This is a genomic window from Streptomyces sp. NPDC006393, from assembly GCF_040628575.1.
Taxonomy (GTDB): Bacteria; Actinomycetota; Actinomycetes; order Streptomycetales; family Streptomycetaceae; genus Streptomyces.
In genome coordinates, this window is sequence record NZ_JBEXZD010000064.1 from 26,476 (window position 1) to 45,090 (window position 18,615).

At 73.6% G+C, this 18,615-nt stretch carries 17 protein-coding genes, 1 pseudogene and 1 riboswitch; of the genes and pseudogenes, 10 read left to right on the forward strand and 8 right to left on the reverse strand.

From position 1 onward, the window contains the following. The first annotated feature begins 12 nt into the window (after positions 1 to 12). The 6 genes from narH to ABZ484_RS24310 all read left to right on the forward strand — a co-directional run bounded on the left by narH (position 13) and on the right by ABZ484_RS24310 (position 5,425). Positions 13 to 1,695: a nitrate reductase subunit beta gene (gene narH / locus ABZ484_RS24285; protein ID WP_358868034.1), complete on the forward strand. Its 1,683-nt coding sequence runs from the start codon at positions 13 to 15 to the stop codon at positions 1,693 to 1,695. Continuing rightward, a complete protein-coding gene (narJ, locus tag ABZ484_RS24290) occupies positions 1,695 to 2,213 on the forward strand; it encodes a nitrate reductase molybdenum cofactor assembly chaperone (RefSeq protein WP_358868021.1) in 519 nt (172 codons plus the stop codon). Before narH ends, narJ begins: the two co-directional genes overlap by 1 nt. Further along, complete coding sequence (gene narI, locus ABZ484_RS24295; protein WP_358868022.1) at positions 2,210 to 2,959, forward strand: respiratory nitrate reductase subunit gamma; 750 nt, start codon at positions 2,210 to 2,212, stop codon at positions 2,957 to 2,959. The genes narJ and narI overlap by 4 nt, the downstream gene beginning before the upstream one ends. A 192-nt stretch (positions 2,960 to 3,151) precedes the next feature. Then, positions 3,152 to 3,877, forward strand: coding sequence for a hypothetical protein (locus tag ABZ484_RS24300; RefSeq protein WP_358868035.1), 726 nt, complete (start codon positions 3,152 to 3,154; stop codon positions 3,875 to 3,877). Next, positions 3,874 to 4,239 (forward strand): hypothetical protein, encoded by a 366-nt coding sequence (locus ABZ484_RS24305; protein ID WP_358868023.1) that lies wholly within the window; start codon positions 3,874 to 3,876, stop codon positions 4,237 to 4,239. Before ABZ484_RS24300 ends, ABZ484_RS24305 begins: the two co-directional genes overlap by 4 nt. Before the next feature lie 154 nt (positions 4,240 to 4,393). After that, positions 4,394 to 5,425: a hypothetical protein gene (locus ABZ484_RS24310; RefSeq protein WP_358868024.1), complete on the forward strand. Its 1,032-nt coding sequence runs from the start codon at positions 4,394 to 4,396 to the stop codon at positions 5,423 to 5,425. A gap of 29 nt (positions 5,426 to 5,454) precedes the next feature. Here ABZ484_RS24310 and ABZ484_RS24315 read toward each other — a convergent pair whose 3' ends face one another. Together ABZ484_RS24315 and ABZ484_RS24320 are read right to left on the reverse strand one after the other, a co-directional pair. Then, complete coding sequence (locus ABZ484_RS24315; protein WP_358868036.1) at positions 5,455 to 6,363, reverse strand: NAD(P)-dependent oxidoreductase; 909 nt, start codon at positions 6,361 to 6,363, stop codon at positions 5,455 to 5,457. Positions 6,364 to 6,497: 134 nt separating this feature from the next. Next, complete coding sequence (locus tag ABZ484_RS24320) at positions 6,498 to 7,190, reverse strand: DUF6445 family protein (protein WP_358868025.1); 693 nt, start codon at positions 7,188 to 7,190, stop codon at positions 6,498 to 6,500. A 178-nt stretch (positions 7,191 to 7,368) separates the two neighbouring features. Here ABZ484_RS24320 and ABZ484_RS24325 point away from each other — a divergent pair, with 178 nt between their 5' ends. Further along, positions 7,369 to 9,408 (forward strand): APC family permease, encoded by a 2,040-nt coding sequence (locus ABZ484_RS24325; RefSeq protein ID WP_358868026.1) that lies wholly within the window; start codon positions 7,369 to 7,371, stop codon positions 9,406 to 9,408. A 145-nt stretch (positions 9,409 to 9,553) separates the two neighbouring features. Further along, a complete protein-coding gene (locus ABZ484_RS24330; protein ID WP_358868037.1) occupies positions 9,554 to 10,297 on the forward strand; it encodes a DUF4142 domain-containing protein in 744 nt (247 codons plus the stop codon). 77 nt (positions 10,298 to 10,374) lie between these two features. Here the strand turns inward: ABZ484_RS24330 and ABZ484_RS24335 are convergent, their stop codons facing one another. Together ABZ484_RS24335 and ABZ484_RS24340 are read right to left on the reverse strand one after the other, a co-directional pair. Beyond that, the gene (locus ABZ484_RS24335) at positions 10,375 to 12,072 is read right to left on the reverse strand and encodes a glycoside hydrolase family 13 protein (protein WP_358868027.1); all 1,698 of its coding nucleotides are present in this window, start codon (positions 12,070 to 12,072) and stop codon (positions 10,375 to 10,377) included. 119 nt (positions 12,073 to 12,191) lie between these two features. Beyond that, positions 12,192 to 12,551 (reverse strand): metalloregulator ArsR/SmtB family transcription factor, encoded by a 360-nt coding sequence (locus tag ABZ484_RS24340; protein ID WP_358868028.1) that lies wholly within the window; start codon positions 12,549 to 12,551, stop codon positions 12,192 to 12,194. Between the two features lie 79 nt (positions 12,552 to 12,630). After that, positions 12,631 to 12,820, forward strand: a riboswitch (cobalamin riboswitch). A gap of 30 nt (positions 12,821 to 12,850) precedes the next feature. Here ABZ484_RS24340 and ABZ484_RS24345 point away from each other — a divergent pair. Next, the gene (locus tag ABZ484_RS24345) at positions 12,851 to 13,957 is read left to right on the forward strand and encodes a HoxN/HupN/NixA family nickel/cobalt transporter (RefSeq protein WP_358868038.1); all 1,107 of its coding nucleotides are present in this window, start codon (positions 12,851 to 12,853) and stop codon (positions 13,955 to 13,957) included. A gap of 7 nt (positions 13,958 to 13,964) precedes the next feature. Here ABZ484_RS24345 and ABZ484_RS24350 read toward each other — a convergent pair whose 3' ends face one another. Both ABZ484_RS24350 and thrS read right to left on the reverse strand, forming a co-directional pair. Then, a complete protein-coding gene (locus ABZ484_RS24350) occupies positions 13,965 to 14,969 on the reverse strand; it encodes a nucleoside hydrolase (RefSeq protein ID WP_358868029.1) in 1,005 nt (334 codons plus the stop codon). Between the two features lie 51 nt (positions 14,970 to 15,020). Beyond that, positions 15,021 to 16,262: pseudogene (thrS, locus tag ABZ484_RS24355) on the reverse strand (threonine--tRNA ligase); the annotation flags it as partial. 427 nt (positions 16,263 to 16,689) lie between these two features. On the opposite strand from thrS, the gene ABZ484_RS24360 reads away from it, so the two are divergent. Further along, complete coding sequence (locus tag ABZ484_RS24360) at positions 16,690 to 17,523, forward strand: hypothetical protein (protein WP_358868030.1); 834 nt, start codon at positions 16,690 to 16,692, stop codon at positions 17,521 to 17,523. Between the two features lie 14 nt (positions 17,524 to 17,537). On the opposite strand, the gene ABZ484_RS24365 is transcribed toward ABZ484_RS24360, so the two are convergent. Together ABZ484_RS24365 and ABZ484_RS24370 are read right to left on the reverse strand one after the other, a co-directional pair. After that, the gene (locus ABZ484_RS24365; RefSeq protein ID WP_358868031.1) at positions 17,538 to 17,819 is read right to left on the reverse strand and encodes a ribosomal protein L7/L12; all 282 of its coding nucleotides are present in this window, start codon (positions 17,817 to 17,819) and stop codon (positions 17,538 to 17,540) included. A gap of 29 nt (positions 17,820 to 17,848) precedes the next feature. After that, a partial coding sequence (locus ABZ484_RS24370) for a tetratricopeptide repeat protein (protein WP_358868032.1) occupies positions 17,849 to 18,615 on the reverse strand: 767 nt, incomplete at its 5' end.

Consider the following 18,615-nt stretch of genomic DNA (forward strand, 5'->3'; position numbering starts at 1 on the left):
ATCGGCCGCTGCATGGCCCAGGTCGCGATGGTCATGAACCTCGACAAGTGCATCGGCTGCCACACCTGCTCGGTCACCTGCAAACAGACCTGGACCAACCGCACCGGAACCGAGTACGTCTGGTTCAACAACGTCGAGACCCGCCCCGGTCAGGGCTACCCGCGCGGCCACGAGGACCAGGAGAAGTGGCGGGGCGGCTGGCGACTGGACGCCCGGGGGCGCCTCGTCCCGCGCTCCGGAGGCCGCGCCCGCCGCCTGGCCCGCCTGTTCGCCAATCCCGAACTGCCCTCGCTCAAGGACTACTACGAGCCCTGGACGTACGACTACGAGACCCTCATCGCCGCCCCGCTCGGCGACGACCTGCCCACCGCCCGCCCCCGCTCCCTGATCGACGGCCGCCCCACCGCCGTCACCTGGGGCCCCAACTGGGACGACGACCTCGGCGGCGGCCCCGAGCACCTGGCCGACGACCCGGTGCTGAAGAAGCTGAGCGAGCGGGTCCGCCTGGAGTACGAGCAGGCGTTCATGTTCCACCTGCCGCGCATCTGCGAGCACTGCCTGAACCCGTCGTGCGTGGCCGTGTGCCCCTCGGGCGCGCTGTACAAGCGCATCGAGGACGGCATCGTCCTCGTCGACCAGGACCGCTGCCGGGGCTGGCGGATGTGCGTGAGCGGCTGCCCGTACAAGAAGGTGTACTTCAACCACGCCACCGGCAAGGCCGAGAAGTGCACGTTCTGCTACCCGCGCATCGAGGCCGGCGAACCGACCGTGTGCTCCGAGACCTGCGTGGGCCGGCTGCGCTACCTCGGCGTCATGCTGTACGACGCCGACAAGGTGGGCGAGGCCGCCTCGGTCACCGACGAGAAGGACCTGTACGAGGCCCAGCTCGGCTGCTTCCTCGACCCGCACGACCCGGACGTCGTGCGCGCCGCCGAGGAGTCGGGCATCCCGCACGACTGGATCACGGCGGCCCGCCGCTCCCCCGTACGGGACCTGATCACGACGTACCGGATCGCGCTGCCCCTCCACCCGGAGTACCGCACCCTGCCCATGGTCTGGTACGTCCCCCCGCTCTCCCCGGTGGTCGACGCGCTCACCCGCGGCGGCCACGACGGCGAGCACCCGGCCGCCCTGTTCGGCGCCATCGACGCCCTGCGGATCCCGGTGGCGTACCTGGCCGGGCTGTTCACGGCCGGCGACACCGTCCCCGTCGAGGCCGCCCTGTGCCGGCTGGCCGCGATGCGCGCCCACATGCGCCGGACCAACCTCGGCGAGGAACGCGACCCCGCGATCGCCCGCGCCGTCGGCATGGACGAGCGCGACCTGGAGGCCATGTACCGGCTGCTCGCCCTGGCCAAGTACGAGGAGCGGTACGTCATCCCCACCACCTACGTCGCCGGCGGCGGGGAGGAGGAGGCGGGCGCGGGATGCAGCCTGGACCACGACGGCGGACCCGGGATGTACGGCACGGACGGCGCGCACGGCACGGTCGGCGCGCACGGCACGGACGCCGGGAACGCCATCGGTGCCATGGCCGCCATGGGTGCCTTCCACGCCCCGCCCGCGCCCCCGCCCGCGGCCGACCGCACGGGCGGGACGCGCGACGGTCTGCGCGGTCGCGTCAACCTGCTGAACTGGAACGGCCGCGGCCGGCCCCGAGGGCTGTTCCCCGAGCGGAAGGCCGAGTCGCGGTGATGAACCAGCAACGAGCCGTCCACCAGGCCGCCTCCCTGCTCCTTCAGTACCCCGACCAGCGCTGGCCTGCCCACCGCGCCCTGGTGCTGGAGTCCATCGGCGGGCTGCGCGGCCCGGCGGCCGAGCCCCTGCTGCGGTTCTGCCGCCGCACCGCCGACACCCCGCTGCTCGACCTCGCCGCCCAGTACGTCACCACCTTCGACCGCAGCCGCCGCCGCACCCTGTACCTGACCCACTACACGGACGGCGACACCCGTCGCCGGGGCGCCTCGCTCGCCGCGCTCAAGGCCCGCTACCGGCAGCACGGCTGGGAACCGTCCGACGGCGAACTGCCCGACCACCTGCCCGCCGTGCTGGAGTTCGCGGCACGCTGCCCCACCGCCGGCCGTGCCGTGCTCCACGAACACCGCGGCGCCCTCACCCTGCTCGCCACCGGCCTCGCGTCCCACGGCAGCCCCTACCTCGACGTGATCCGCGCCGTCCGGGCCACCCTCGACGAAGGAGTCCGCGGCCGATGACGCCTCCGCCCCTGAACCACCTGCACCGGCAGCACCTGTACATCGCCCTGTGGGGCGTCCTGCCCTACCTGGCCCTGGCCGTGCTGGTCGCCGGCACCGCCTGGCGCTACCGCTACGACCGCTTCGGCTTCACCACCCGCTCCAGCCAGCTCCACGAGTCCCGGCTGCTGAGGATCGGCGGACCGCTCTTCCACTACGCCCTCTTCCTCGTCGCCGGCGGTCACGTCATGGGCCTGCTCGTCCCCGAGTCCCTCACCCGGCGGCTGCGGGTCAGCGAGGCCGAGTACCACGGCGTCGCTCTGACCATGGGCGGCGCGGCGGGCGTCGCCGCGGTGGCCGGGCTCGGCCTGCTGCTGTACCGCCGGCTGCGGGTGCCCGCCGTACGGCGGGCGACCGGCCGCGGCGACCGCCTGACCTACCCGCTGCTGACCCTCGTCCTGCTCGCCGGCCTCACCGCCACCGCCTCCTCCGTGACCAACCCCTACGACTACCGCCTCGGTGTCGCCGTCTGGTTCCGCAGCCTGTTCACGCTCGACCCCGACGTCACCGCCATGGCCCACGCCCCGCTCGTCTACCAGCTGCACGCCCTGCTCGCACTGGCCCTGTTCGCGCTCTGGCCGTTCGGCCGCCTCGTGCACGCCTTCGCCGCCCCCCTCGGCTATCCGGCCCGCCCCTACGTCGTCTACCGCTCCCGCGGCCGGGCGGCACCGTCCGGGCGTACTCCACGCAGGTCACCCGCGCGCTGAGACGAACGTCGCCCGGCGCGTGGGAACGTGTCCGGCCGTATTCGGGTCCATACGGTTGTGCGCACGGAGTGGGGAACTGCTTCGAGGAGCCGAGCGGTGGTCCAGGAGTACCGGAAGTACCAGTACGTGCGCGGGGTGCCGGCCCGGCTCGCGCTGTTCGCCGTGCGCACCCTGCGCGGCGAATGGCACGCCATGGTCGTGGCCCCGCTGCGGCAGCTGGCGCGCCGTGGGCTGTCCGGGCTGGTGCTGGCCTTCGTGGCCGCCTTCGGTGTGATCTTCTTCCACGCCATCGCCCAGCACCCGAGGGGCGAGACGGCGGTGCGGATCCTCGGCGGCGTCCAGGGCGACCTGCCGCTGTGGCTGGCCCTGCTGCGCACCCCCGTCTCCCTCTACGTCCCGGCCCTCGACCTTCCGGTCTGGGCCGGCATCTCCCAGTTGTTCCTCGCGTTCGCCCTGGCCGAGCTCACCCTGGGCCGGGGCCGCACCCTGTTCATCTCCTACGCCACCACCCTGGCCGGCACCCTGACCGTGCGGGTGATGCTCGCGATCGGGCCCGGACGGTGGGGGCTGGGGCTGCCGCCCGGGATCGGGCACGTCCTCGACACGGGTCCGTCCGCCGCCGTGGTGGGCCTGTTCACCTACCTGTCCGTGGTGCGGCGCGCCCCGGTCGTCTTCCTCCTCACCGGCGGCTCGATGGTGGCCGAGTCGGTGGTCAGGCCCAACCTGGCCGGCCGCGAGCACCTGATCGCGGTCGCCACGGCGGTCCTCCTGGCCGTGGCCCACGAACGCGCCTGGCGCCGACTGCCGCGACCGGCCCGGCGCCCGCGCACTACGGCCGCCGCCCCAACCCCTGCCGTTCCGGCCGCACTTGCCTATCCTGAACCCATGCGCACAGGGGGAAGGACGGGGGACCGATGAACTGGATCTGGTGGGTACTCATCCTGTTCTGGACCGGCGGCTTCGCGTGGCTCGCCGACACCGCGCGCACCGCGCTGCGCAACCGCCACCAGCGCAAGCTGGAGCTGATGGAGGCTCAGAAGGCGGAGCGGCTGGCCGTGGAGGCCGCGCACAAGCCGCCGGAGCCGGTGTGCGGCTGCACGCACCACCTGGCCAAGCACGACAAGAACGGCCGGTGCCACGAGCGCGTGGAGGTGCCGACCGCCTGGGACGAGAACAAGAAGCCGGTCCGCTACGAGCCGGGCCAGTGCAACTGCCAGCAGTACGTGGGCCCTCAGCCGCTGTCCCAGGTGTACGCCGAGGAGCTCACCGACCGGGCCTGACCGTCGCCGGCGCCGCCGTCCGGAGGCGGCCCCGGCGTCAGGGCGCGGACGCACCGCCGAATCCCCGCAGGAGCGTCACACAGGCTGCACACAGGCGGGCACCGCCCTTGTTAGCGTGGCTGGCCGCCCGGCTGGCCTACTCAGGAAGATCCGGATGGACTACTGCTCCACGTGCCGACGGCACCTCAACGGTGCCCTGGTGTGCCCCGGCTGCGGGGCCTACGCCCCGGACATAGCCCCGAACGCCACCACGGACTCCGCGGCCCCCTTCGCCCCGGGGCCCGCCGCGGACCCCGCGTCCGGCGACGGCTTCGCCGCCCACCCCGCACCGCCCTTCACTCCCCCCGGCACCGCCGGGTCCCCCTTCGCCTGGGAGCCGACGCCCGGACCGGCCGAGGCCGCGCCCGCGGCCCGGACGGCCGCCGGGGACGCGATGTTCACAGGCACCGCAGGCACCGCGGGCGCCATGTCCGCGGGCGCGGCGGACGGCGCAGCCGCTACGGCGGATGCGGCGGACGAGTGGCAGCGGCCGGGACGGGCGGCGCGGCGGCGGCAGCGGGCCCGGTGGAAGAAGACCCAGCGTCGTGCGCTGGTCGCGACCGCCGTGGCGCTGGTCGGCGGCGGTCTGACCGTCGCCTCGCTGGACCGGCACACCGCCGGCCCCGCCCAGGCGGCACCCGCTCCGGGCGCCCCGCACACGGACTCCGTGGGCCGGCAGCCGGCCGGGCACACCGGCACGGCGACCGGGGACGCGGACCTCGGGCAGGCCGCGCACACCTCCCCCGCACGGCCGTCCACACCCCCCGCGCAGCAGCCGCCCACCACGGCCGCGGCGCCCCACGACACCGCCACGGCCCAAGGCGTCCACCCCTACTCCGCCGCCCCGCACACCACGGCGGCCGTGCCCGCTGAGACGGCCTACCCGTCGGCGCCGGCTCGGCAGCCGGGCGGATCGGGGCGTTCCGTCACCTCCTCGAGTACCTCGGGCTCCTCGGGTGGATCCGGCGGCGACCGCTCCCCGGGCACGACGACGCAGCAGACGCAGCAGACGTCGCAGCCCGCCACCTCCGACGGCTCCGGCTCCGGTACGACTCAGACCAGCCCGTCGACCACGGCGCCGTCGCAGACCTCGCCCTCGTCGACGTCGTCGCAGCAACTCTGTCTGCTCGTGATCTGCCTGGGCTGACGAGGCTGACGAGACCCGGTCGGGACCGGTCAGGCCCGGTCCGGCCCCCCGGTGGCCTTGTCGTCGAAGCTGGCGAAGTACGCCGCCGCCATGTCCTCGTCGGCGTGGCCCAGGGCGGCGGCACGGGCGAAGCGTTCGGCGCTCGCGGCGGCCACGTCGAGGCGGACGCCGTGCCGCTCACCGGCCTGGACGATCAGCCGGGCGTCCTTCTCCGCCGTCGCCACGGCGAAACTCGGCGGCAGCAGCCGGTCGCCGAGGATGAGACCGGCCTTGGCGTGCAGATAGCCCATGTCGAGCGGGCCGCCGGAGATGAGGTCGAAGAAGCCCTGCGGGTCCACCCCGAGGGCCTTCGCCAGGGCCAGCGACTCACCGGTCGCCGTGGTGGCCGCGATGACCCAGCTGTTGGCCACCAGCTTCAGCCGGGTCGCGCTCGCGTCCGCCCCGTCCTCGCCGGTCCACACCGTACGGGCGCCGACCGCGTCGAACACCGGCGCCACCGCGTCCCGGCCCTCGGCCGGCCCGGCGGCCAGCACCGTCAGCTGCCCCGCCTCCGCGGGCTGCTTGGTGCCGAGCACCGGGGCGTCGTAGAAGACCAGGCCGTGCTCGCGGGCCAGGGCGGCCAGTTCGCCGACCGACTCGAGACCGGCCGTGGTCGACTGCGCCCAGGCGGCGCCCCGGCGCGCCGCGAGGGCCGCCTCGCGCATGACCTCCAGCACCGTGCCGCCGTCGTACAGCATGGTCAGGACCACGTCGGCGTCGCGCACCGCCTCGGCGGCCGTGTCGACGACCCGTGCTCCGTCGGCGGCGAGCGGTTCGGCCTTGGCGCGGGTGCGGTTCCAGACGCGGACGGTGTGCCCGGCGCGCACGAGGTTGCGGGCCATCGCCGAGCCCATGATCCCGGCGCCCAGGACGCCCACGGTACGGCTGGTCTCGGTCATGTCGTCCCCTTCGTGATCCATACGGCGAGTATCGCGCGCTCACCGGGCCCGCCCGGGGAACGACCGGCACCGCCGACACGGACGGCCCCCGGGACGTGTCAGGCCGTCCGGGCGTGTCAGGCCCTCCGGACGTGTCAGGCCATCCAGAAGAAGACCGCCGTCATCCGCTTCTCCTCCAGCGTCCGGCCCACGTAGCCGGTCGCGCTGTGCACCAGGTTGGCGTGGTACAGGAGCAGGCGGTTGGCCTTGTGCGGGACGCGTACGTCCTCCTCGAAGGCGTCCGGTGCGACGAACCGGGTGCCGAGGGCCTCCACGAGGTTGGTGTGCGGGGCCTGCACGACGTTGCCGCCGAGCCGGCCGCCGGGCAGCGACTGGCGGTAGAAGCTGGTGCCGCAGTCCTTGGGGACGGCCGGGTTGAGGTAGAGCACGGCCGCGTACCGGCACAGTGCCCGCGAGTCGGTGTGCGGCCGGGGCTCGCTCTCGCCCTCCCCGACGACCTGCACGCAGTTGTGGTTGAGGGTGCCGCCGCCGGGCGCCTGCTGCACCCACAGCTCCTTCGCCCCGGTCGCCTTCCTCACCAGCCGCTCCACGCGGGCCAGTTCCGGCGGCTCCAGACCGGGCATGGTCCGCAGCCCCGGCCAGGTCTCGGAGGTGTACGGATGCCCCTTGACCCAGTCGTCCCCGGCCAGGCACCGCTCGCGTACGGCTCCCGCGTCGGGCAGGACGTCGTCGATCACCCAGTAGTCGCGTCCCTTGGTGGGCTTGCGGTAGGGCAGGACGGGGAGCGCGGCGGGCGCCCGGCGGGGCACGGGAGGCTGTGGGGGCATGCGGCCGAATGTAGGTCGGGCGCTCCCCGGAGCTCTCCCAGGTGCCGGTCAACGTTCCGTCAACCTTGCTGAAAACGCCGCCGGTTGCGCATCGGAGCGCCGGGGCCGGCGCTCACCGGCCCGCCGCGCCCGTCCCCGCCTCCCCGGCGGCCCCGCCGTACCGGCATACGCTCGCCGCGTGCTCAACGTGCCCGGGTTCCTGAAGCGGCTGGTCATCGGCCGGGCCATGCGCAGCGAGGAGCTGCACGAGACACTGCTGCCCAAACGGCTGGCGCTGCCGATCTTCGCCTCCGACCCGCTGTCCTCGGTGGCGTACGCGACCCAGGAGATCCTGCTCGTGCTCACCCTGGGCGGCCTGGCCTATCTGCGCTTCGCCCCGTGGATCGCGGTGGCCGTGGTGACGCTGCTCGCGGTGGTGGTGCTGTCGTACCGCCAGGTCGTGCACGCCTATCCGAGCGGTGGCGGCTCCTACGAGGTGGTGTCCACGAACCTCGGCCCCTCGGCGGGCCTGGTCGTCGCCGCCGCCCTCCTCGTCGACTACGTCATGACCGTGGCCGTCTCGGTCGCCTCCGGCGTCGACAACGTCATCTCCGCGCTGCCCTCGCTCGCCGGGCACCGGGTGCTGCTGGCGCTGGGCTTCGTGGCGCTGCTGACCGCCGTGAACCTCAGGGGCCTACGCGAGTCGGGGCGGGCGTTCGCGGCGCCGACGTACCTGTTCGTCGGAGCGGTGCTGATCATGGTGATCACCGGGCTGATCCGGTGGGCGCTCGGCGCCGCCCCGGTGGCGCGGACCGCCGGTTACGGCATCGCGCCCGCCCCCGGGGAGGCCGGGCTCACGGGGCTCGCGCTGCTGATGCTGGTGCTGCGCGCCTTCTCCTCCGGCTGTACGGCGCTGACCGGTGTGGAGGCCATCTCCAACGGTGTGCCGGCCTTCCGCCGGCCGAAGTCGCGGAACGCGGCGGCCACGCTGGCGGCCATGGGGCTCACCGCGATCGCCATGTTCGCCGGGGTGACCGCGCTCGCCCTGCTCGCGCGCGTGCACATCACCGACGACGCCTGCCGACTGACCGGCCTGCCCGGCGACTGCCGCGCCTATCCGCAGCGGACGGTGATCGCCCAGCTCGCGGCGGCCGTCTTCGGCGGTGAGCACAGCGTCGGCTTCTACGTCGTGCAGGCGGCCACCGCGCTGGTGCTGATCCTCGCCGCGAACACCGCCTTCAACGGCTTCCCGCTGCTGGCCTCGATCCTCGCCCTGCACCGCTTCCTGCCCCGCCAGCTGCACAACCGCGGCGACCGGCTCGCCTTCTCCAACGGCATCCTGGCGCTCGCGATCGTCGCGGGGCTGCTGCTCTGGGGCTACCGGGCGAGTGTGACGAGCCTGATCCACCTCTACATCCTCGGCGTGTTCACCTCCTTCACGCTCTCCCAGCTGGGGATGGTGCGGCACTGGAACCGCGAGCTGCGCGCCGGGTCCGGCACGGGGGCCGGGGCGGGCCGCGAGGTCCGCCGGCGCTACCGCGCGGCACGCGCCGTCAACACCCTCGGCGCCTGTGTGACCGGGCTGGTGCTGCTGATCGTGCTGGTCACCAAGTTCACCCAGGGCGCCTGGCTGGCGGTGCTCGCGGCGGCCGTGCTGTGGGTGACCATGCGTGGCATCCGCCGCCACTACGACACCACCTCGGCGGAACTGGCCGTGACCGATCCGCAGGAGCACCTGATGCCGCCCTCGCGGGTGCTGGCGCTCGTCCTGGTCTCCCGGCTGCACAAACCGACCCTGCGGGCGCTCGGCTACGCCCGCGCCTTCCACCCCGACCGGCTCGAGGCGCTGACGGTCGCCACCGACCGCGCGGCGGCGGCCGCCCTGGCCGAGGAGTGGGAGGACTACGGCATCGACGTGCCGCTGAAGGTCCTGGACTCGCCGTACCGGGAGGTGGCCCGCCCGGTCGTCGAGTACGTGCGCTCGATGCGCCGGGACAGCCCGCGCGACCTGGTGGCCGTCTTCATCCCCGAGTACGTCGTCGGGCACTGGTGGGAGAACCTGCTGCACAACCAGTCCGCCCTCTGGCTCAAGAGCAGGCTGCTCTTCACCCCGGGCGTGATGGTCACCAGCGTGCCCTGGCAGCTGACCTCCTCCAGCCGCGCCGACCGTCACCCGGCCCGCGCGCCGGGAGCCGTACGGCGGGGCGAGCCGGACCGGCCGGACGGGCGACGTCCCTGAAATCCCGGAATTCTTTACCAGAACCAAAGGTTCCGGAGGCTTTCCCGTCCGTACTGCTGTGTGTCCGAACCGCCGCTGGGCGGGCTTCACTTACCGGGCAGGAGGCACGGTGCGCTTTTCGCGGAACACGACGGGAACCCTCTTCGTGGGCGGAGCTCTCGGTCTGACCCTCGTCGCGCTGGCCTATCCGGGCATGCTCGGTTTCCAGAAGGTCTCCGGCGACCCCTCCAGGGTCATCTCCCAGACCCAGTGGGGGCCGCTCACGGAGGCGGACCGCGACTTCGTGGTGAAGGTGCGCGCGGCCGGGCTGTGGGAGTACCCCGTGGGGCAGATGGCCGTGAAGAAGGGCACCACCAAGGCGGTCGTCACCGCCGGTCAGCACCTGATCGACGGGCACGCGGCGCTGGACGCCAGCTGCCGGAAGATCGCGCCGATGCTCGGCATCGCCCTGCCGAACGTGGCCAGCCCCCAGCAGCAGGGCTTCGTCACCACGCTGAGCGCGGACACCGGCAAGAAGTTCGACAGCGACATGGCCAACATCCTGCGCGTGACGCACGGCTCGATCTTCAACACGATCGCGAAGATCCGCTCCACCACCGAGAACAGCCTGGTCCGCGCGCTCGCCAACCAGGCCAACGCCACCGTCCTGGACCACATCACGGTCATGGAGGACACCGGCCTGGTCGACTACGACCAGGTGCTCTTCCAGCAGACCACCCCGCCGAAGCTGCCCGCCTCCGACCTGACCCCGCCGCCCGTGTCCGGCGGGCAGCCCCAGGTCGTGCTCACCCCGCCGCCGAACGCCACGTCGAGCCCACTGAACCTCGGCGGCGCACCGGGCGGGGCACCGGGCGGCGGCGCGCCGTCGCCCAGCCCGACGGTGGGGTGAGCCCGCGCGCCCGTGCGCCCGTGCGTCCCCGCGCTCGGCGGCGGGCGGGGGACGTCGCGGGACGGCCGTGACATGCCCTACGCCAGCCACACGGTGGTGTCCGGTCCCAGCCGACGCCCCGCGAGCGGCGCGCTGCTCAGCAGCACCTCCCCCTGCGGCAGCGGCACGTCCACGTCCGACAGGTTGGTGACGCACCGCCAGCCCTCCGACCGGGCGAAGGCGAGCACCCCGGGCGGGTTGTCCTCCGTCCAGGTGAGCGACTCGCCCGCCGACAGTTTGCGGCGCAGCCGCAGAGCCGTGCGGTACAGCTCCAGCGTCGAGCCCTCCACCCCGTCCTGCGCCTGCACGGCGCAGGCGGCGAAACCGGCCGGCTGCGGCAGCCAGGCCGCGCCCGCCCCGAAGCCGTACGACGGTCCGCCGGTCGTCCACGGCAGCGGCACCCGGCAGCCGTCCCTGCCCTTGCGGACATGGCCCGTCTGCTCCCAGATCGGGTCCCGCAGCACCTCGGTGGGCAGGTCGGCCACCTCGGGCAGGCCGAGTTCCTCGCCCTGGTAGACGTAGGCCGAACCGGGCAGCGCGAGCATCAGCAGCGTCGCCGCGCGGGCCCGGCGCAGGCCCGCCGCCTCGTCCACGGCCGGGGCGCGACCGCCGGACAGCAGCCAGGCGTTCTCGTCGGTGCCCGGCGGGAGCATCAGCCGTGAGGCGTGCCGGATCACGTCGTGGTTGGACAGCACCCAGGTGGCCGAGGCCCCGGCGGCCCGCGCGCCGGCCAGCGAGGCGGCGATGACCCGGCGCAGCTCGCCGGCGTCCCAGCCGGTCTGGAGGTACTCGAAGTTGAAGGCCTGGCCCAGTTCGTCCGGGCGGGCGTACAGCGCGCGCCGGCTGTCCGGCACCCAGGCCTCGGCGACCGCCGTGCGGGGCGGGAGGTAGGCGTCGAAGATCTTGCGCCAGTCGCGGTAGATCTCGTGGACGTCGTCCCGGTCCCAGTAGGGGTGGCTGCCGGGCGCCACGTGCGGCAGGGCGTCCTCGCCGGTGACCCCGATGTTCCCGACGTCGCGGAGCGGTTCGCCGAGGTCCTTGACCAGGGCGTGCGCCACGTCGACGCGGAAGCCGTCCACGCCCCGGTCGGACCAGAACCGCAGGGTGGTGCGGAAGTCGGCGCGGACCTCCTCGTTCTCCCAGTTGAAGTCCGGCTGCTCGGGTGCGAACAGGTGCAGGTACCACTGCCCGTCCGGCACCCGCCGCCAGGCGCTGCCGCCGAAGACGGACTGCCAGTCGCTGGGCGGGAGTTCACCGTGCTCGCCGCGCCCGTCACGGAAGACGTACCGGTCACGGGCCGGGGAGCCGGGGCCGGCGCGCAGCGCCTCCTGGAACCAGGGGTGCAGGTGCGAGCTGTGGTTGGGGACGATGTCGACGATCACCTTCAGGCCCAGGCGATGGGCCTCGGTGACCATGGCGTCGAAGTCCTCCAGGGTGCCCAGGCGCGGGTCGACGTCCCGGTGGTCGGCGACGTCGTAGCCGCCGTCGGCCAGCTCGGAGGGGTAGAAGGGGCTCAGCCACAGCGCGTCCACGCCGAGCGCGGCGAGGTGGGTCAGCCGCTGGGTGACGCCCCGGATGTCACCGAGCCCGTCCCCGTCGGCGTCGGCGAAGCTGCGGGGGTAGACCTGGTAGACGACGGCCTGCCGCCACCAGTCGGGGTTCTTGGGGGAGAGGTCGAGAGGGGCGTCGTGGGGGGAGGTGTCCGTCGAGTCGTGCGTGGTGGTGCGGTCGGTCACGCGGTCTCCTCTTCGGTGCGTTGTCGTAGCAGCAAAGAGAACTCTGTCCAGATCGCCGGAAACATGAACACCGCCATGAGAAGGCAGGAGGGCAGTCGGGGCGGCGATGGGGGCGTGCGTCAGCCGGCGTCCGCCGCGCAGTGCTCCAGCAGGCTCCGTACGTCCCGGTCCACCACCCTGTAGCGCACCACGCGCCCCTCCTTCTCGCCCTCCACCACCCCGGCCGCCCGCAGCAGCCGCAGCGCCTGGGAGACGGCCGGGTCGTTCATGCCGGTGGCGATCGCGAGGTCGGAGACGGCCAGCGGGCCGGTGCGGTGCAGGGCGAGCAGCAGCGCGAGCCGCTTGGGGTCGGCGAGCAGCGAGAAACGGTCCGCCCAGGCGCGGACGTGCGCGGCGTCGCCGATCGCCGCGATGGCGTCGCACACCCGGTGACCGTCGATGGTGCGGCGGTCCGCGCGATCGGCAGGGACGAGATGCATGCCGCCATCCTCGCAGCGGCACTCTGTGATCTTCCATACCTGCGCAGGTATGCAGCTATGCAGGCAACCGCTTCCGCCTCTACGGTGGGCGGGCCGTGGTGTTCGGGAAGTCGATGCAAGGTCGACGCGGCCCTCGCCACTGTGATCGGGGAGTTCCAGGTCCACGTCCCGCACGGGACAGCCACTGGCCGTCGTACGGCGGCCGGGAAGGCGGGCCGGGCACGCACCACCCGTAAGCCAGGAGACCGGCCACGGCAGCTCACGAAGTGATCCACGAGGTGCTGGAGCGTGATGACCGGATGACCCTGCCCAACCCTGCCCCGACGACGACCAAGGCCACCTTCGCCTGGCGCCGGGAGGACACCCTCAAGACCGCCGGCCTGATGGCCGCCATCGCCGGACTGCACGTCGTCGCCTTCGGAATCCTCTTCCTCCTCGTCCTGCCGGGACACTACGAGGTGGGTTCCAAGGCGTTCGGCATCGGACTCGGCGTCACCGCCTACACCCTGGGCGTACGGCACGCCTTCGACGCCGACCACATCGCCGCCATCGACAACACCACCCGCAAGCTGATGGCCGACGGCAAGCGGCCGGTGTCGGTGGGCTTCTGGTTCGCGCTCGGCCACTCCAGCGTCGTGATCGTCCTCGCCGTGATGATCGCGGCCGGGACGCAGCTCGCCGACCGGGTGACCGACGAGGGTTCCACCACCCATCAGGTGCTCGGATTCATGGGCACGACCATCGCCGGTGCCTTCCTCTATCTCATCGCCGCCCTGAACCTGGTCGCCCTGGCCGGCATCCTGAAGGTCTTCCGGTCGATGCGGGCGGGGACCTACGACGAGACCGAGCTCGAACGGCACCTGGACTCCCGGGGGTTCATGAACCGCTTCCTCGGCCGGCTCACGCGTTCCATCTCCCGGCCGGGCCAGATGTACCCGCTCGGCTTCCTCTTCGGCCTCGGCTTCGAGACCGCCACCGAGGTCACGCTGATGGTGATGGCCGGTTCGGGCGCGGCCGCCGGACTGCCCTGGTACGCGATCCTGTGCCTGCCCCTGCTCTTCACGGCGGGCATGTGCCTGTTCGACACCCTGGACGGCACGTTCATGAACTTCGCCTACCAGTGGGCCTTCTCCAACCCCGTCCGCAAGGTGTTCTACAACCTCACCATCACCGGCCTGTCCATCGCCGTCGCCTTCTTCATCGGCACGATCGAACTCGTCGGCGTCCTGCACGACAAGCTCGACCTGCGGGACGACGTCACCGGCTGGATCGCCGGCCTCGACCTGGACAGCGTGGGCTACGTCATCGTCGGCCTGTTCGTCGTGGTCTGGGCGGCGGCGCTGGCGTACTGGAAGGCGGCCAGGGTGGAGCAGCGCTGGGCGGTCCGGGCGGCGGACACCGACTAGGGCGAACCTAGGGCCTGCCCTGAGCACCGGAGGCCGTGGCGCCTTCGACCGTGGCCAGGTACAGCTTCACGTACCGGTCCGGGTCGATGTCCAACGCCACGTCCACCAGCGGCTGTTCGCGTGCCTCGCCGTGGAGTTCCGCCTCGCCCGGGCGCGGCCGGCGGTCGACGACCGTCTGGCCGCGCGCGGGGCCCGGCGCGAGGTTCACCTCCACCGGCAGCCGGTGCGTGGTCAGCCCCGCCGGGTCGGCGACCGAGCAGACGGCGCCCGCGTCGCCGAGCCCGCCGGAGGGATCCTCCTCGGAGGTCACCGGACCGCGGTGGGCGAGCAGCCGCCCCGCGAGACGCGCGCCCGGCTCGGCGCTCCCGCGCAGCCTGCGCACGTCGTCGGCCGGGACGATCACCCGCCGGAACACGTCCAGCCCGTACATCGTGATCGGCACCCCGGCGGTGAGCAGGACCGCCGCCGCCTCCGGGTCGTGCCAGACGTTGAACTCGGCGACCGCCGTGGCGTTCCCGGTGGCCACCGCGCCGCCCATGAACACGATCCGCTCGATGTTGCGCGTCACCTCCGGGTGGGTGCGCAGCAGCAGCGCGATGTTCGTCAGCGGGGCCGTCGGGATCAGGGTGACCGGGCGGGGCGAGGCGAGGATCTCGCGGCGCAGCAGCGTCACCGCGTCCACGCCGGCCGGGCGGCGGCGCGGCGCGGGCAGTCCGAGGTCGCCCATGCCGTCCCGGCCGTGCACGTGGTGCGCGGTGCGCAGGGGCTCGATCAGCGGGCGTTCGGCGCCCCGCGCCACGGGGATCTCGGGGGCGCCCGCCTGTTCCAGGACGGTCAGCGTGTTGCGCACCACCTGGTCCACGTCCGTGTTCCCGGCCACGCAGCCGACCGCGCGCAGCTCCAGGCCCGGGTGGCGCACGGCGAACAGCAGGGCCAGGGCGTCGTCGACACCGGTGTCGCAGTCGATGATCACGGGGGTGGCGGGGGTGGCGGGGGTGGGCTGACCGGTCACGGCGGGCTCCCTGGTGAACGTTCCGTCGGCGGACGTCCCGACACTGCGACCTTATGCGCCGGACGCCTCGCCCTCACCCCACAGTCCGGTACCCCGCGCCGCCACCCGCTCCGCGATCCGGTCCAGCAGCTCCCCGACGGACACGGGCCCCGGCCGGCGCCCGTCCCGCAGCCGCGGCGCGGCCAGTCCTGCCCCGGCCTCCCGCTCCCCGATCACCGCCTGGTACGGCACCAGCCGCGCCGCCCGGATCCGAGCCCCCAGGCTGCCGTGCTCCGGTCCGGCGAGTTCGGCCCGCAGCCCGCGCGCCAGGGCCTGCCGTACGACGTCCTCGGCGCGCGCCGCCTGTGCCTCGGCCACCGGCAGCACCACCAGCTGCACGGGCGCCAGCCACACCGGGAAGGCCCCGCCGTGCTGCTCGATCAGGTGCGCGACCGCGCGTTCCACGCTGCCGATGACGCTGCGGTGCACCATCACCGGGCGGTGCCTGGCGCCGTCGGCGCCGATGTAGTGCAGGTCGAAGCGTTCCGGCTGGTGGAAGTCGATCTGCACGGTGGACAGGGTGGCCTCGCGGCCCGCCCCGTCCACGATCTGCACGTCGATCTTGGGCCCGTAGAAGGCGGCCTCGCCCTCGGCCTCCTCGTAGGGCACACCGGCCCCGTCGAGCACCTCCCTCAGCAGTGCGGTGGCGCGTCGCCACAGGTCCGGGTCGGCGACGTACTTGCCGCCGTCGCCCGGCAGGGACAGCCGGTACCGGGCGGCCTCGATGCCGAGGTCGGCGTAGGCGCGGGCGATCAGGTCCAGGGCGGCGCGGGCCTCGTCGACGGCCTGGTCCAGGGTGCAGAAGACATGGGCGTCGTTGAGCTGGATGGCCCGCACCCGGGTCAGCCCGCCGAGTACGCCGGACAGCTCCGAGCGGTACATGCCGCCCAGCTCGGCGATCCGCAGCGGCAGTTCCCGGTAGCTGTGGGACCGCGAACGGTAGACGAGGGCGTGGTGCGGGCACAGGCTCGGGCGCAGGACGACCTGCTCGGCGCCCAGCTCCATCGGCGGGAACATGTCGTCGCTGTAGTGCGCCCAGTGCCCGGAGATCTCGTACAGCTCGCGCTTGCCGAGGACGGGCGAGTACACGTGCCGGTAGCCGGCCGCGCGCTCGGCCTCGCGGATGTACTCCTCCAGGGTGTGGCGCACCACGGCGCCGTCGGGCAGCCAGTACGGCAGGCCCGCCCCGATCAGCGGGTCGGTGTCGAACAGGGCGAGCTCGCGGCCGAGGCGGCGGTGGTCGTGCATGACGGGCTCCTCAAGGGGTGCGGCTGGGGCGGAGGGGCGAGGAGCCCTGGGGCGGAGAGCGGGAGAACGCCGAAGCCCCGGGGCACTCGCCCCGGGGCTTGTTCGATCAGCTCAGCTGTCGGCGCGCCGGGACACTCTCCGGCGTCGTCGTCGCGAAGGACGGCGGGATGGACGGCACGGCACGCTGCATGGACGGGACGCTAGCAGCGGGCCGGACGCGCACGCGAGGGATTTTCTCCGGCGTTCCTCCGCGCGTTCCTCCGCGCGTTCCTCCTCGCGTGCAGTGCGGGCCGGGACGCCCGGCGGCGTACTTCTCACCCGTACGGCCCTCACCCGCCCGGCCCGGCGCGCTGGTGGGCGGGGCGGCGAGGTGGTGCCGTGGAGACGAACGTCCACTCCGTGTCGCCGCCCGCCCCTCTGGAGGCATTCGCTCATGCACCGTCTCCCGGCCGCCCGCCTCCTGCCCGCCTGCGTCCTGTGCACGGCCGCCCTGCTGACCGCGACCGCCTGCACGCCCGGGTCCGGCGACGCCTCCGCCTCCGCCGCCGCGGCCACCGGCCCGGCCGGGTCCGTCACACCGGGCGCCACCGCCACGCTCACCGCCGCGCAGGCGCAGGCCGCGCTGCTCACCGAGGCCGACCTGGGCGCGCCCTGGGCGCCGACGCAGGGTGCCGCGACCTGGCGGGACGGGGTGCTCAAGGCCCGGACCACCGTCCCGGGCTGCCAGCGCCTCCTCGACGCCCTCTACAGCGACCAACCGCTCGGCGCCCCGACCGGCACGTACGCGGTGACCGGATTCGACGACGGCGACGACTCCGCCCAGTTGCGCTACCAGGTCCTCTCGCAGCGCCCGGCGGACGTGGACCGCGCCCTGGCCTGGCTGCGGACGCTGCCGGAGGCCTGCTCCCGCTTCACGGCGACGACCACCCGGTCCGGGGAGCAGGACGTGCGGGTCACCGCCCTCGACCTGCCGGACGTCGGCGACGCCCGCCAGGGCCTGCGGATCACCTTCACCTCGCAGTCGAACACCGGCGGCGACTCGTACGACTCCTACGACTCCGACGAGTGGGACGAGGGGGACGAACGGAACACGGAGCCCACCACCACCCTCACCCTGGAGGTCGCCGCCGTGCGCGTCGGAAGCGAGGCGATCGCCCTCACCGAAGGCGCGCCCGGCGCCCTCCCGCCCAACGTCACCGCCCACGCCGTCCAGTCCGGCACCCAACGCCTGACCGACGTCCGCCGCTCGGCCCGCGCCCAGGCCTGACCACCGGGCGGGCCTCAGGCGGCCATCCGGTCCACGGCGTCCTTGGCCTCCTTCAGGCCGACACCCGTCGTCTCCCGGTACACCTTGATCGCCTCGATCCGCTTCCCGGCGCGCAGCAGCCGGGTCACCTCCTCCAGCCGAGGGTCCTCCTCCCGCAGGCCCAAGTGGTCGAGGATCCGGTCGAGTTTGCGCTCCACGCGCGCCATGCGCCGGTCCACCCGGGAGATCCGGCTCTCGATGCCGCCGACACCGGCGAGCACGACCACGACGACGGCCAGTAACGTCAATATGTCCATGCCAGCGATCCTAGGAGCCGTCACGGCCGTCACAGGGGCGGCTGGGCCGGGGCCGGGCCGAGGGTCGTCGTGCCGGGGGCGGTGCGGTGGCCCAGGCCGGTGCGGTAGGCGTCCAGGGCCGCCTCCACCCGGCCGGTGCGGCGCAGCAGATCACCGAGGAGCCGGCACAGGTCGGCCAGGTCGCCCGCGGCACCGGCCCGTTCCAGCAGGCTCAGCGCACGCACGTAGTGCTCCTCGGCCGCCTCCGTGTCGCGGGTGTCCTCGGCGATGATGCCGAGCAGGCGGTGCGCGGCGGCGGCATGTACGGCGCCCCGCTCGGAGTGCAGGTCCCCGAGGACCTGCCGCAGCAGCTCGGCGGCCTCCTCGGACTTGCCGCGCCGGTGCAGCACATCGGCCAGTTCGACCACGACCTGGCTGGTGTAGAGGGCGGCGCGGCGGGCGGTCAGCATGTCCTGCGCGGCTCGCAACTCCTCCTCCGCCCGCTCCAGTTCGCCGTTCTGGGCGCAGACATAGCCGCGCATCCAGTGGCAGTTGGCGAGTTCGGTGCGCAGCTGGAGCCGCCGGTAGAGCTCGGCGGCCTTGGCCAGCGAGGCGTCCGCCTCGGCGATCCGCCCCTCGGCGAGCAGGGTGCGCGCCACCGACCGGTGCATCCGGGCCACCAGGGCCGGGTCGCCCGCCTGCGGGGCGAGCGCGAGGGCGAACTCGGCCGCCTGCGCGGCCCGCGCGTGCGCGCCCATGTCCATGTACGGGCCGATGACGCTGGCGTAGAGCAGCAGCAGGGCGTCGGGGTCGTGCA

Bases quoted from the DNA above. Each gene is read 5' to 3' on its own strand.
- ABZ484_RS24305 (WP_358868023.1), top strand. From the start codon at position 3,874: ATGAACTGGATCTGGTGGGTACTCATCCTGTTCTGGACCGGCGGCTTC.
- ABZ484_RS24340 (WP_358868028.1), bottom strand. From the start codon at position 12,551: ATGCATCTCGTCCCTGCCGATCGCGCGGACCGCCGCACCATCGACGGT.
- narI (WP_358868022.1), top strand. From the start codon at position 2,210: ATGACGCCTCCGCCCCTGAACCACCTGCACCGGCAGCACCTGTACATC.
- ABZ484_RS24365 (WP_358868031.1), bottom strand. From the start codon at position 17,819: ATGGACATATTGACGTTACTGGCCGTCGTCGTGGTCGTGCTCGCCGGT.
- ABZ484_RS24315 (WP_358868036.1), bottom strand. From the start codon at position 6,363: ATGACCGAGACCAGCCGTACCGTGGGCGTCCTGGGCGCCGGGATCATG.
- ABZ484_RS24345 (WP_358868038.1), top strand. From the start codon at position 12,851: ATGACCCTGCCCAACCCTGCCCCGACGACGACCAAGGCCACCTTCGCC.
- ABZ484_RS24310 (WP_358868024.1), top strand. From the start codon at position 4,394: ATGGACTACTGCTCCACGTGCCGACGGCACCTCAACGGTGCCCTGGTG.
- ABZ484_RS24320 (WP_358868025.1), bottom strand. From the start codon at position 7,190: ATGCCCCCACAGCCTCCCGTGCCCCGCCGGGCGCCCGCCGCGCTCCCC.
- ABZ484_RS24360 (WP_358868030.1), top strand. From the start codon at position 16,690: ATGCACCGTCTCCCGGCCGCCCGCCTCCTGCCCGCCTGCGTCCTGTGC.
- ABZ484_RS24300 (WP_358868035.1), top strand. From the start codon at position 3,152: ATGGTCGTGGCCCCGCTGCGGCAGCTGGCGCGCCGTGGGCTGTCCGGG.
- narH (WP_358868034.1), top strand. From the start codon at position 13: ATGGCCCAGGTCGCGATGGTCATGAACCTCGACAAGTGCATCGGCTGC.
- narJ (WP_358868021.1), top strand. From the start codon at position 1,695: ATGAACCAGCAACGAGCCGTCCACCAGGCCGCCTCCCTGCTCCTTCAG.